11 protein-coding genes and 1 pseudogene are annotated in these 13168 nt (G+C 72.8%); 5 read left to right on the top strand and 7 right to left on the bottom strand.

Translation table 11 applies throughout. From position 1 onward, the window contains the following. Positions 1 to 84 precede the first annotated feature (84 nt). On the top strand, positions 85 to 1020 hold the full coding sequence (locus tag AB0N27_RS01680; RefSeq protein ID WP_364362491.1) for an LD-carboxypeptidase: 936 nt from the start codon (positions 85 to 87) through the stop codon (positions 1018 to 1020). A 59-nt stretch (positions 1021 to 1079) separates the two neighbouring features. Here the strand turns inward: AB0N27_RS01680 and AB0N27_RS01675 are convergent, their stop codons facing one another. Continuing rightward, the gene (locus AB0N27_RS01675) at positions 1080 to 1967 is read right to left on the bottom strand and encodes a virginiamycin B lyase (protein ID WP_364362490.1); all 888 of its coding nucleotides are present in this window, start codon (positions 1965 to 1967) and stop codon (positions 1080 to 1082) included. Positions 1968 to 2152: 185 nt separating this feature from the next. Here AB0N27_RS01675 and AB0N27_RS01670 point away from each other — a divergent pair, with 185 nt between their 5' ends. Next, on the top strand, positions 2153 to 2707 hold the full coding sequence (locus AB0N27_RS01670) for a hypothetical protein (protein ID WP_364362489.1): 555 nt from the start codon (positions 2153 to 2155) through the stop codon (positions 2705 to 2707). A 185-nt stretch (positions 2708 to 2892) separates the two neighbouring features. Here AB0N27_RS01670 and AB0N27_RS01665 read toward each other — a convergent pair whose 3' ends face one another. The 4 genes from AB0N27_RS01665 to glnA all read right to left on the bottom strand — a co-directional run bounded on the left by AB0N27_RS01665 (position 2893) and on the right by glnA (position 5959). Beyond that, positions 2893 to 3258, bottom strand: coding sequence for a VOC family protein (locus tag AB0N27_RS01665; RefSeq protein ID WP_364362488.1), 366 nt, complete (start codon positions 3256 to 3258; stop codon positions 2893 to 2895). Between the two features lie 108 nt (positions 3259 to 3366). Next, positions 3367 to 4059 (bottom strand): YafY family protein, encoded by a 693-nt coding sequence (locus tag AB0N27_RS01660; RefSeq protein ID WP_364362487.1) that lies wholly within the window; start codon positions 4057 to 4059, stop codon positions 3367 to 3369. A 36-nt stretch (positions 4060 to 4095) separates the two neighbouring features. After that, a complete protein-coding gene (locus tag AB0N27_RS01655; RefSeq protein ID WP_364362486.1) occupies positions 4096 to 4521 on the bottom strand; it encodes a DUF350 domain-containing protein in 426 nt (141 codons plus the stop codon). Between the two features lie 88 nt (positions 4522 to 4609). Then, complete coding sequence (gene glnA / locus AB0N27_RS01650) at positions 4610 to 5959, bottom strand: type I glutamate--ammonia ligase (protein ID WP_364362485.1); 1350 nt, start codon at positions 5957 to 5959, stop codon at positions 4610 to 4612. Between the two features lie 207 nt (positions 5960 to 6166). Here glnA and AB0N27_RS01645 point away from each other — a divergent pair, with 207 nt between their 5' ends. From AB0N27_RS01645 to AB0N27_RS01635, 3 genes and pseudogenes are all read left to right on the top strand, one after another. Then, positions 6167 to 7921: an NAD+ synthase gene (locus AB0N27_RS01645; RefSeq protein WP_364362484.1), complete on the top strand. Its 1755-nt coding sequence runs from the start codon at positions 6167 to 6169 to the stop codon at positions 7919 to 7921. A 110-nt stretch (positions 7922 to 8031) separates the two neighbouring features. Further along, a complete protein-coding gene (panB, locus tag AB0N27_RS01640; protein WP_364362483.1) occupies positions 8032 to 8877 on the top strand; it encodes a 3-methyl-2-oxobutanoate hydroxymethyltransferase in 846 nt (281 codons plus the stop codon). Positions 8878 to 9139: 262 nt separating this feature from the next. Continuing rightward, positions 9140 to 10391: pseudogene (locus AB0N27_RS01635) on the top strand (DUF222 domain-containing protein). A gap of 488 nt (positions 10392 to 10879) precedes the next feature. Here AB0N27_RS01635 and npdG read toward each other — a convergent pair. Continuing rightward, positions 10880 to 11578, bottom strand: coding sequence for an NADPH-dependent F420 reductase (gene npdG / locus AB0N27_RS01630; protein ID WP_364362482.1), 699 nt, complete (start codon positions 11576 to 11578; stop codon positions 10880 to 10882). A gap of 91 nt (positions 11579 to 11669) precedes the next feature. After that, positions 11670 to 13100 (bottom strand): RNB domain-containing ribonuclease, encoded by a 1431-nt coding sequence (locus AB0N27_RS01625; RefSeq protein WP_364362481.1) that lies wholly within the window; start codon positions 13098 to 13100, stop codon positions 11670 to 11672. Positions 13101 to 13168: the final 68 nt, after the last annotated feature.

Raw genomic sequence — 13168 nt, 5'->3', positions numbered from 1 at the left:
GTTCGCCGCGCAGGGCCACGCCCCGCCACGGGTCCGGCCGCCGGGCGCCGCCGCCCGCTGAGGGTGTGGCTAGGCTCTGCGGTTGTGATCAGCGAGGATTCGGCAGTCGTCCGCCCACCGGTGCTGCGCCCGGGTGACGCGGTGGCACTCGTGTCACCGTCCGGACCGACGTCGCCGGAGCGGGTGGCACGAGGGGTGGAACTGCTCACCGGTTGGGGTCTGCGGCCGGTGCCGGCGCCGAACGCGTACGCCCGGCACGGCTACCTGGCCGGTACTGACGACGTACGCGCCGCCGACCTGAACGCGGCCTTCGCCGACCCGGAGATCCGGGGAGTGATCTGCACCCGGGGCGGCTACGGCGTCCAGCGGATCGTCGACGCCATCGACATGGCGGCCGTGCGCCGCGACCCGAAGGTGGTGGCCGGCTTCTCCGACATCACGGCGTTGCAGTTCGCGCTGTGGCGGGGCGCCCGGCTGGCCGGCGTCCACGGCCCGGGCGCCGCCTGGCGGGACGAGCGCACTCCACTGCGCTCGGCCGAGTCGTTGCACGCCGCCCTGATGACCACCGGGGACGTGTCGGTAAGCGCCGTCCCGGGCGAGGACACCTTCGCCGTGCGCGTCCCGGGTCGGGCCACCGGCACTCTGCTCGGCGGCAACCTCTGCATGATCGTCGCGTCGGTCGGCACCCCGGACCTGCCCGACCTGACCGGTGCGGTGCTGTTGATCGAGGACGTGCAGGAGCCTCCGTACAAGGTCGACCGGATGCTCACCCAGCTGCGCCGGGCCGGCGCGCTGGACGGGCTGGCCGGGGTGGCGCTCGGGCAGTTCACCGACTGCGGGGACGGCTGGGACACCACGATCGTGGACGTCCTCACCGAACGCCTCGGCGACCTGGGCGTACCGGTCCTCGGCGGCCTACCGATCGGCCACGGCCCCGACCAACTGACCGTCCCGGTGGGCACCAGTGCGACCCTGGACACCGAAACCGGAACTCTGACCGTCTCCCCCGCCGTCCGCTGACCCCGGTGATCGAGAGGTTCGCGTCAGTTCCGGCCCGGATTCTGACGCGAACCTCTTGATCATGCGGTTGGGGTCAGGTGGGCCACCGCGCCGATCTCCAGGGCGGCCCAGACGCCGTCGGGGGTGACCGTGATGCCGTGGGGTTCCGCGTTGGGGGTTGGCAGGGGGTAGCTCTCGATCCGTCCGGTGGAGTCGAGGTGGCCGATCCGGTTGGCCCCCCACTCGGTGAACCAGGCGCCGCCGGCCGGGTCGGCCACGATGGCGTGTGGCCGGGCCGCCCGGTCCGGCAGCGGGATCTCGGTCACCTCGCCGTCCGGGGTGACCCGGCCGAGCTGACCGGCGGTGATCTCCACGAACCAGATGGCGCCGTCGCCACCGGCGGCGATACCGACCGGGCCGGCGTTTCCGGTGGGCAGTGGGTGCAGGGTGACCCTGCCGTCGAGGTCGATCCGACCGATCGCGTTCGCCTGGTTGAGGGTGAACCAGAGCGCGTCGTCCGGCCCGGCGGTGATCATCGAGGCGAACGCGCCAGTCGCGGGTAGCGGGAACACCTCGACGCCGCCGTCGGTGTCCACCCGGCCGATCGTGTCGGAGGTCATGCCTGCGTACCAGAGCGCGCCGTCCGGGCCGGTGGCGATACCGCCCGGCCCCGTGCCGGCCGGCAGGGCGACCGTGCGCTGGTCGCCGTCGACGCTGATCCGGCCGATCCGGTCATCACCGGAGCGGGTGAACCAGAGCGCGCCGTCCGGACCGGCGGTGATGATCAGCGGTCGGCCACCTGCCGGGTCCAGCGGGTGGGTCCGTACCGCGCCGTCGACCCCCAGGCGGGCGATCGCGCCACCGTGGGCGAGCGTCAGCCAGAGCGCGCCGTCGGGGCCGGGCGTGATGCCGTACGGGCCGGCGCCCGGCTCGGCGAGCGGGATCTCCCGAATCTCGGCGGTCGTCACGAGGCGTGATCCTTTCGTCGGGGCTTTCCCACCCTGACCGTACGGACGGCGACGTCGCAACCGGTTTGTCCGGCTGCCGAAGCCGGATTGCCAGCCCGCTGACAGGGTCGCCATGGGTTGCGCCCAGCCTGCCCGGTCACTGTCGGTGACGTCATCGCAGCACCAAACGACAATCTGGAGGACTGATGTTCCGCACGATGTCGAAGAAGCACCTGCTGGCCAGCGTGGCCGCCGCCGGTGTGCTCGGCGTGGGGATCGCCGCCCCCACGATGGCGTTCGCCGCTGACGGGGGCACCCCGACGCCGAGCGCCAGCAGCGCCGAGCAGAAGCAGGACCGGCATGGTGAGTTCGCCGAGAAGCTCGCGCAGGAGCTGGGTGTGCCCACCGAGAAGGTGACCGCCGCGCTGGAGAAGCTGCGCGAGGAGCACAAGCCGGCTGACCGGCCGCAGCGCCCGTCCGCCGAGGACCGCCAGGCCGCCCTGAAGGAGCGGCTGGACCAGGCAGTCAAGGACGGCAAGATCACCCAGGAGCAGGCCGACGCCATCACCAAGGCCGTCGAGGCCGGCGTCTTCCCCGGCCCCGGCGAGAAGGGCGGCCCGGGTCACCGGGGCGGTCCGGCTGGCCACGGCGACAGGAGCGGGCCTGGTGCCAAGGACGGGCAGGGCGACAAGGGCGGCCCCGCCGGCGCCCCGGAGGGCTCCGGCCAGCAGGACGCCCCGGAGGCCACGCCCGGCGCGTGATCCCGGCTTGATCCACACCGTTTCGCCGATGTGGCGGTGTCCGTACGCCTGGACACCGCCACATCGGCGATCTGGAGTCGATCAGCTCGCTGGACACCGCTCGGCGACCGGAGTCGATCAGCGCGGCGGACCGGCGCCGACGGCCTGCGTGGCTCGTCGGCCACAGCGGGCCGCCGGGCCGGGGCTCAGGCCTGCGCGGGTGGGGGCGTGAACAGTCCCACCCGGTTCCCGACCGGGTCGAGCAGTTGGGCGCGGACCAGGCCGCTCGGCGTCGTCGCCGGCGGCACCAGCACCGTCCCGCCGGCCGCCTCGGCCCGACGGCAGGTCTCCGCGACGTCGGCCACCTCGGCGTAGAACGCCGCGTAGTTCGGTGCGTCATCGCTGATGGTCCGGATCGCCCCGCCGATCCCGGTGTCGCCACCGGCGCCTGTCACACGGTACGACGGGCCCTGCTGCTCGAAGGTCCAGCCGAACAGCTCTCCGTAGAACCGTTGCGCCTCTTCCGGCCGGTCCGTGCCGAACTCGAACCAGGTGATGGGCGTCGTGGACATGTACTGCCTCCAGTGTTTCCAAAGCCGGCCGTTCGGCCGTCGTCTGGAGCAGTCTCGGGCCCGTGCGCGACACCGTCCTGTCGGTGTTTCCCGATCACCTGACAGGGGTCAGACCAGGCTCACCGACCGGACCCGCTCGTGCGGAATGTCGAGATCGCTCGGGCGCCAATCCCGGGACACCACCTCGGACAGCGCCCGAACCATCCGGATCCGGTCGGTCCGGAAACAGCGCAGCTCGCCGCGGAGCCGACACCAGGCCACCAGATACCAGTGCCGGTGGTTGCCGAGGTAGCCCACCGGCTCGACGTCGCGGACCGAACCCGCGCCGTCGCGGTCGGCGTACCCGATGCGCAGCACCCGCCGCGCGGACACCGCGTCGGCGACGATGGCCGGGACGGGCGTGGCCGGCCCGTCGCCGACCAGGTGCACCCGGCCGGCGAGGCGGTGCGCCTCGGCGGCCTCGGCGGCCGGAAGCACCGCCACCAGCTTGCGCAGCGCGGTGCCACCCGGCCCGGCGAACGGCGTGCCCGCGAGCCGGTGCAGCGCGACAGCCATCGCCACCGCCTCGGCCGGGGTGAGGTTGACCGGTGGCAGGGTGCGGGCGCGGTCCAGCGTGTAGCCGCCGGTGCGCCCCGGCTCGGCCCAGATCGGCACCCCGGCCTCCTGGAGGGCGCCGAGGTCCCGTTCGATGGTCCGGCTGCTCACCTCGAAGCGGGCCGCCAGCCAGCGGGCGCTGCGCGGACGCGGCGACACCGCCCGCAACTCCTCGACCAGGGCGTAGAGCCGGTCCGTACGGTTCATGCCCGGCACGCTACGGCCGGGGTACGACGAACGCGCTCAGGCGATGCAGGCGCAGACGATGAGCGCTGCGCCGAAATGGGTGGCGGCGCTGACCCGGGCCGCCGGATGCGGCTCGGGCGAGCAGATGACCTCACCGAGCTTGCCGGGCGTGAGCAGGTCGAGCACGAAGAAGGCCAGCGCCATGATGCCCAGCCCGAGCAGGCCGAACACCACGGTGGAGGCGAGCCCCTTACCGAAGTCGCTGTAGCTGGTCAGGATCGCCGTGAAGACGATCCCGGCGATGCCGAGCTGGTTGGCGGCGAGCAGCAGCCCCGCGTTGGTGTTGCGGTCCACCCAGATCAGGTCCCGCAACCGCCCCGGCGTGAGCAGGTCGACCAGGCCGAACCCGGCCGCCATCAGCCCCACGCCGACGATCCCGAACACGACGCTCTGCCAGGCACCGCTGAGCAGATCCTCCAGCACCGACTGCCTCCCGACTCTCCGCCCGGAAGGGGTACCGGCGCGGTGATCGAGACGATAGCGGCAGCGCGCAACCGCGTCAGCCCCGGCGTTACAGCGCCAGGTAGCGCTGCCGCTCGTACGGGGTGACCTCGCGGCGGTACTGCTCCCACTCGGCCCGCTTGTTGCGCAGGAAGAAGTCGAAGACGTGCTCGCCGAGCACCTCGGCGACCAGCTCGGACTCGGCCATCACGTCGATCGCCTCGGCCAGGTTCTCCGGCAGCGCCTCGTACCCCATGGCGCGGCGCTCGGCGCTGGTCAACGACCAGACGTCGTCCTCCGCGCCCGGCGGCAGCTCGTACCCCTCCTCGATGCCCTTCATGCCGGCACCGAGCAGCACCGCGAACGCCAGGTACGGGTTGGCCGCCGAGTCCGGCGAGCGGACCTCGACCCTTGCCGAGTTCGGCTTGCCGTACGCGGGCACGCGGACCAGCGCGGAGCGGTTCAGGTGACCCCAGCAGACATACGCCGGGCTCTCCGTGATGCGGTCCGGCAGGTGCTGCGGGAACAGCCGCTTGTACGAGTTGACCCACTGGTTGGTGACGGCCGTGTACTCGCGGGCGTGCATCAGCAGGCCGGCGATGAACGACTTCGCCACCTTGGACAGCTTCATCGGGTCGCCCGAGTCGTGGAACGCGTTGCGTTCGCCCTCGAACAGCGACAGGTGGGTGTGCATCCCGCTGCCCGGCTGGTCGGTGAACGGCTTGGGCATGAAGCTGGCCTGCACGCCCGTGGAGAGCGCCACCTCCTTGACCACGTGCCGGAAGGTCATGATGTTGTCGGCGGTGGTGAGCGCGTCGGCGTACCGCAGGTCGATCTCCTGCTGCCCGGGCGCGACCTCGTGGTGGCTGAACTCCACCGAGATGCCGATGCGCTCCAGGGCCAGCACGCCCTGGCGGCGGAAGTCCCGGGCCACGGCGTGGGTGGTGTGCTCGAAGTAGCCGCCGGTGTCGACGGGCGTCGGCACGGACCCGTCCTGCGGGCCGTTCTCCAGCAGGAAGAACTCGATCTCGGGGTGGGTGTAGAAGGTGAAGCCCTTCTCGGCGGCCTTGGACAGCCCGCGGCGCAGCACGTGCCGCGGGTCGGCCCAGGAGGGGCTGCCGTCGGGCAGCAGGATGTCGCAGAACATCCTGGCGCTCTCGCCGCTGACCCCGCCCTCGAACGGGAAGACCTGGAAGGTGGTCGGGTCGGGCATGGCCACCATGTCCGATTCGAAGACCCGGGCGAAGCCCTCGATCGCCGAGCCGTCGAAGCCGATGCCCTCCTCGAAGGCCGACTCCAGCTCGGCGGGGGCCACCGAGACGCTCTTGAGCGTGCCCAGCACGTCGGTGAACCACAGCCGGACGAACCGGATGTCCCGCTCTTCCAGCGTACGGAGGACGAACTCCTGCTGACGGTCCACTTCCCCAACCCCTCGCGACACTCTTTTGTCCGCCTTGGCCGGGCTCTACCCGACCTGACCGCCCAGTGTTCCCGGGCCCGGTTACGCAGACGTTACGCGAACCGCCGCCCGCCGTCCCCTCGTGTCCCGCCCGACGGTCGCAGGCGCCGCCGTCGAACGCGCCGCTACCGCCGAATGACTCCGACGCGACTGGGGCAAGATGAGGACATGCCCACCCTGCGTCTCGCCCTGTCCCAGGTCAACCCGAGCGTCGGCGACCTCGCCGGCAACGCCGACCTGGTCCGCAGCTGGACTCGCCAGGCCGCCGATGCCGGTGCCCAGCTGGTGCTCTTCCCGGAGATGATGCTCACCGGCTACCCGGTCGAGGACCTGGTGTTCCGGCGGTCCTTCGTCGCCGCGTCCCGGGCGGCCCTGGAGCGGCTCGCCGCCGACCTCGCCGCGGACGGCCTCGGCGAGGTGCCGGTGGTGGTCGGCTACCTCGACGCCGACGGGCCGCCGCAGGTCAGCGGGGACGCGGAGCCCGGCCACGGTGCCCGCAACGCCGCCGCGCTCCTGTACGGCGGCACGGTGGCCGCCCGCTACTTCAAGCACCACCTGCCCAACTACGGCGTGTTCGACGAGGACCGCTACTTCATCCCCGGCGACACGCTCACCGTGGTGCGCATCGCCGGGGTGGACGTGGCGTTGACGATCTGCGAGGACCTGTGGCAGGCCGGCGGTCCGTTCGCCGCCGCCCGGGAGGCGGGCGTCGGCCTGGTCGTCAACATCAACGGCTCGCCGTACGAGCTGAACAAGGACGACATCCGGTTGCCGCTGGTCCGCCGCCGGGCCGCCGAGGCGAACGCCACAATCGCGTACGTCAACATGATCGGCGGGCAGGACGAGCTGGTCTTCGAGGGCGACTCGTTGATCGTGACCGCCGACGGGGAGCTGCTCACCCGCGCCCCGCAGTTCGTCGAGCACCTCCTCGTCCACGACGTCGATCTGCCGGCCGCGACCGAGCCGCCGGCCGCGCAGACCGCCGCCGGCCTGCGGGTCGTACGCGGCGCGCTGGACGGCGTTCCGCCCACCCCCTCGGGTCCGCCCGCCGTCGGCGGGCTGATCGAGCCGGTGGCCGACGAGGCCGAGGTGTGGCAGGCGCTGGTGCTGGGCCTGCGCGACTACGTCAACAAGAACCGCTTCCCGTCGGTGGTGCTCGGCCTCTCCGGCGGCATCGACTCGGCGGTGGTGGCCGCCCTGGCCGTCGACGCCCTCGGCGGAGACCGGGTCGTCGGGGTGTCGCTGCCCAGCCAGCACTCCTCCGAACACTCCCGCGAGGACGCGGCCGACCTGGCCAAGCGCACCGGACTGGACTACCGCGTCGAGCCGATCCAGCCGATGGTGGACGGTTTCCTGGCCAACCTGTCGCTGTCCGGGGTGGCGGTGGAGAACCTCCAGGCCCGGGTCCGCGGCGTCATCCTGATGGCGTTGTCGAACCAGGAGGGGCACCTGGTACTGACCACAGGCAACAAGAGTGAGCTGGCGGTGGGCTACTCCACCCTGTACGGCGACTCGGTGGGCGGCTTCAACCCGATCAAGGACGTGTGGAAGACGCTTGTGTGGCGGCTCGCGAAGTGGCGCAACGCGGACGCCGCCCGCCGGGGCGAGACCCCGCCGATCCCGGAGAACTCGATCGGCAAGCCGCCGAGCGCCGAGCTGAGCCCCGGCCAGTTGGACAGCGACAGCCTGCCCGACTACGACGTACTGGACCCGATCCTGATCGGCTACGTCGACGGTGACCTGGGCCGCGACGGGCTCGTCGAGTCGGGCCACGACCCGGCGGTGGTCGACAAGGTGCTCCGCCTGGTGGATACCGCCGAGTACAAGCGTCGGCAGTCGGCTCCCGGCGCGAAGATCTCGATGAAGGCGTTCGGCCGGGACCGCCGCCTGCCCATCACCAACCGCTGGCGCGAGAAGGGCTGACCGTCCGGAGTGACATCCTGCACTGCGCCCTGCCGCGACCCGCTCCCGCGGTGCGACGATCGCGGTGGAACCCGGGGACCGCGCAGGCGGCCTCGAGGAAGGAGACAGTCATGGTGGAGTCCACTGCGAACGAGGTGACCGCCCTGTACGGCGGCCCGGCCACCAGGCGGGTCCGTACCCGCGACCTGATCGCCGCCAAGGAGCGCGGCGAACGGTGGCCGATGCTCACCTCGTACGACCAGTACACGGCGGGAATCTTCGACCAGGCCGGCGTGCCGGTGCTGCTGGTCGGCGACTCGGCAGCGAACAACGTGTTCGGCTACGAGACGACCCTGCCGATCACCGCCGACGAGCTGCTGCCGCTGGTGCGGGCGGTGGTGCGGGCCACCCGGCAGTCGCTGATCGTCGGCGACCTGCCCTTCGGCTCATACGAGGAGGGCCCGGCCCAGGCACTGCGTACCGCCGTGCGGTTCATGAAGGAGGGTGGCTGCCACGCGGTGAAGCTGGAGGGTGGCCGTCGCTGCGCCGCGCAGATCGCGGCGATCGTCGGCGCCGGCATCCCGGTGATGGCGCACATCGGCTTCACCCCGCAGAGCGAGCACACCCTGGGCGGCTACCGGGTGCAGGGCCGGGGCGACGCGGCCGAGGAGGTGCTCGCCGACGCGCGGGCGGTCGCCGAGGCAGGCGCCTTCGCGGTGGTGCTGGAGATGGTGCCCGGCGAGGTGGCCAAGCGGATCACCGCGGAGCTGCCGATCCCGACGGTGGGCATCGGGGCCGGCCCGGACACCGACGCGCAGGTGCTGGTCTGGCAGGACATGGCCGGTCTGCGCACCGGCAAGACCCCACGTTTCGTCAAGCGGTACGCGGACCTCGCCGGCACCCTCACCGACGCCACCCGCCGCTTCGCCGACGAGGTGCGCGGCGGCGACTTCCCGGCCGCCGAACACACCTTCTAGACCGGGGCCGGCTCCCGAGTGGGGGTGTTCCCCGCCCGGTCGGCGACGCCGCCGGGACGGCGGATGTTCGGCCGCTGCTGGTCAGGTAGTTGCCGGTCAGGCCGCTGCCGGTCAGGTAGCTCGGAGCGACGGCCGGGTCCGCACGGCCTGAAGCTCGGCAGCCGCGGCATCCGCCGCTGGTCGGTCGCCGACGGATCCTCCAGTCAGGAGCATATCGATCTTGGTAACTGAAAGTGTCGTACGTTTGTTCTAGTGTCAGGACATGTTGGAGTCGTTGGCGCAGGCGGAGGAGGCAATCGCCGCCTGCGCCGACGCACCAATCTGGGCTGCGGCGGAGCCCGACCTGCTCGCCACGCTCGACGCCGCACACCGCATCGAGCAGCGCCTCGCCGCCGTGAAACTGGCGGCGATCCGCGAACTCGACGGCCGCGGCACGCCGATTGCCCAAGGTGCGTCCTCCACCGCGGTCTGGCTCCGCGAGCGACTGCGCCTCACCGTGCCCGCCGCCCGCCGGCTGGTCGACCTCGCCGCCACTCTCGACACCGGCAATCCCGGGGTACGACGCGCCCTCGCCGACGCGGACATCACCATCGACCAGGCCCGAGTCATCGCCGACACCGTCGCGACCGTGCAGGATGTCGCCGGCACGCAGGCCGCCGACAAGGCCGTAGGCGTCCTCATCGACTGGTCCGGCCAGTTCGACCCCGTCCGGCTGCGCATACTCGGCACCCGCATCCCCGACCACGTCGCTCCCGACCTGGCCGACCACGCCGCCAGGGGCCGCACTCGACGCTGACGACCGCCGCGCCACCCGCGACCGGCACCTCACCCTCTCCGAGCAGACCGACGGCCGGCTGCGCCTCACCGGCACCCTCGACACCGAGGCCGCCGCCGTGCTGCGTGCCGCCCTCGACCCACTCACCGCGCCCTCGGGCCCCGACGACAAGCGCACCGCCGGGCAACGCCGCCACGACGCCCTCACCGACGTCTGCCGACTCGCCCTACGCACCGGCCAACTGCCCGAGAACGGCGGCGATCCCGCCCAGATCGTCGTCACCACCGGCTACGACGCGTTGACCCGCCAGCTGGGCGCGGGCAGCCTGGACACCGGCCTCGCACTCACCCCCGACACGGTGCGCCGGCTCGCCTGCGACGCCGCCATCCTGCCCGCCGTCCTCGGCGGCGGTGGTCACGTCCTCGACGTCGGCCGGCAACGACGCCTGTTCACCGGCCCGCTCCGGCGCGCTCTCGTCCTACGCGACCGAGGCTGCGCCTTCCCCGGCTGTGACCGTCCACCCCGCTGGTGCGACGCCCACCACATCCGGCACTGGGCCGACGGCGGGCCCACCAGCCTCGCCAACGCGGTCCTGCTCTGCGGCCACCACCACCGCCATCTCCACCGCGGCGACTGGACCGTCCACCTCGGCCATGACGGCCAACCCGAGTTCGTCCCACCCGCCTGGCTCGACCCCACGCAGGTTCCCCGCCGCAACCACTACCACCGACGAGCGTAGGCCGCCGACCAGCCACAACACCCGGCCACCCCCGAGGCCTGGCCGCTGACGAGCCGACGATTGGAGCTGGACCCGCCCCCCACCCGTCGCCCGACGCACGACCGCCGGACGGGGCGACCAACGCCGCGCGCCAACAGCCGCAGCAGTAGCGGCCGTGGCGTGCCCGTGGCCACCCGCGACGCCGGGCCGCACAACGGTGGGCCGCGCAAACGCTGGACCGCGCAACGCTGGACCGCGCGAAGGTGGACCGCGCGACGCTGGACCGCGCAACGCTGGACCGCGCAAACGCTAGGCCGCGCGAAGGTGGGCCGCGCAAACGCTAGGCGGCACGACGGTGGGCCACGCAAACGCCGAACCGCGCGACGCCAGACCGCGCGACGCCGGACCGCGCGACGCCGGACCGCGCGACGCCAGACAGACGAAACCCGGTACACCGAAACCCGGTACGACGAATCGCCGGCCAGCGAGTCTGGGTGGCGGCGGTCCGGTCAGAGGTCGGTGACGCGGATGCCGGCGTGGGCCTTGTAGCGCTTGTTGATGGCGATCAGGTTGGCGGTGAATGCCTCGATCTGGTGGGCGTTGCGGAGTCGACCGGCGTAGATGCCGCGCATCCCGGGAATCCGGGCGGCGAGCGCGGCGACCACGTCGACCAGTTCGCGGTCCTCGGTGCAGATCAGCACGTCCAGGTCGATGCGGTCGACGTCGGGGTCGGCGAGCAGCGGGGCGCTGACGTGGTTGAACGCCGCGCAGACCCGGGAGTCGGGCAGGAGCGCGGCGGCCTGCTGAACGGCGCTGCCCTCGGCGACTGTGAGCGCGTACGGGCCCTGCTTGTCGAAGCCGAGCGGGTTGACGCAGTCGACGACGATCCGGCCGGCGAGCGGCTCGGCGAGGGAGGCGACGGTTGCGGCGTGCCCGTCCCACGGCACCGCGATGATCACGATGTCGCTGCGCCGGGCCACCTCGTCGTTCGCCGCGCCGGCGATGCTGGCGTCGGCCGGCATTCCGGGCAGGGCGGCGATCTCGGCGGCGGACTCGGCGGCCCGCTCCGCGGAACGGGAGCCGATCAGCACCGTCTGCCCGGCCCGCGCGAACCGGTAGGCGAGGCCCCGCCCCTGGTCGCCTGTGCCACCGATGATGCCGACCGTCAGCCCGGACACGTCGGGCAGCGTGCTCGCGTCGTATGCCATGGGATCATCCTTCCAAACCACCAGGCACGGCAGCAGCGCCGTGTGCTGTGACAATCCCCGCTGCCCCGGAAGGCCGCAACCGCGAGCCGGGTCAGGCCAGCTCGAACAGGACGGTGCGGGCCGCGGGGTCGGCGGTGACCAGGCGGACCCGGACCCGTCCGCCGAGCGGCAGGTCACCGAGGCAGCGGGCGCGTACCGGTGGGGTGTCCAGGGCGACAGTGCCGCCCGGCGGACGGGGGCGGGACTTGCCGTTGGGCGGGGCGTCGACGTCCAGGACCGCCGCGTCGAAGATCTCGCCGACCCGGTCCGCCAGCAGCACCGCCTCGGCCAGCTCGACAGCTCCCCGGCTGGCCGCCGAGGCGGTCCGGTCGGTGCTGGCCATCACCTCGGGCAGCCGGGTCAGGGCCTCACGCGCCCAGTCGGGCACTGACCGGCCCGCGTGCAGGGCCAAGCAGACCTCGGTGGCGTACCTGTCGGCGAGGCGCCGCAGCGGCGCCGTGACGTGTGCGTACGCGGCGGCCACCCCGCCGTGCTGCGACTGCTCGGGAAGCGCGCCGTCGAAGGCGGTGTACGCGGCGCCGCGCATCAACTCGGCCGCCTGGTCGATGAACGCGGCGGCGCGCGGCTGGGCGGGGTCCAGCCCGGCGATCACCTCGCCCGGGCCGACGCCGTCGGGCCAGTGCACGCCGAGCGGCGCGGCGGCGGCGCGCAGCCGCTGCACCGCCTCCGGTTTCGGGGCCGGCATGGTGCGCAGCAGGCCGACGCGGCCGGCCAGCATGATGTCGGCGGCGGCCATCCCGGTCAGCAGGGAGATCTGCGCGTTGTACTCCTCCATGGGGGCCGGGCCGCGCAGCACCAGCCGCCAGCCGTCGCCGTCGGGTTCCACGTCCTGCTCGGGAAGCGGCAGGTTGATGGCGCCGCGGCGCAGCCCGCGTACGGTCAGCAGGTCGCCGATCTCCGGCAGCAGGGCGATCGGCTCGGGCAGCCGTCCGGCGTCCGCGGCTGCCTGCACGCCTGTGTAGGCGAGTTTGGCCCGGCTGCGCACCAGGGCCCGTTCCAGTTCGACGGCCACGGTGCCGCCGTCGGCGTCCAGGTCGATGGTCCACACCACGGCGGCCCTGTCGTCGTCGGGCAGCAGGCTGGCCGCGCCCTCGCTGAGCGTCAGCGGGTGCAGCGGCACGTGGCCGTCGGGCAGGTAGACGGTCTGCCCACGCCGCCACGTCTCGGCCTCCAACGCGCCTCCCGGGGCGACGTGCGCGGCGACGTCCGCGATCGCGTACCGCACCCGGTAGCCGCCGCCCGCGCGGCGCGCGAGGTGCATCGCCTGGTCCAGGTCGCGGGAGCTGGCCGGGTCGACAGTGACGAACGGTACGTCGGTGCGGTCGACGGGCGGCCGCGGTGGTGCCGCGGCCGCCTCGTCGGCCTCCTGCTGCGCGTCGGCCGGGAAGCCCTCGGGCAGGCCGAGTTCGCGGCGCAGCGCGCCGAAGTCGATGCGGGGTGCGAGCACGCGTCGGATGACCACGTGTCAATCCTGACAGCGCCGCCGGTGATCCGCTTCCGGTGACCGGCCGAGATCTTCCGACAGCCCCA

It is taken from the genome of Micromonospora sp. NPDC093244 (assembly GCF_040683695.1).
Classification (GTDB): domain Bacteria; phylum Actinomycetota; class Actinomycetes; order Mycobacteriales; family Micromonosporaceae; genus Micromonospora.
Note: the sequence above shows the minus strand (reverse complement) of the source record. Positions and strands in the feature narration are given on the sequence as shown.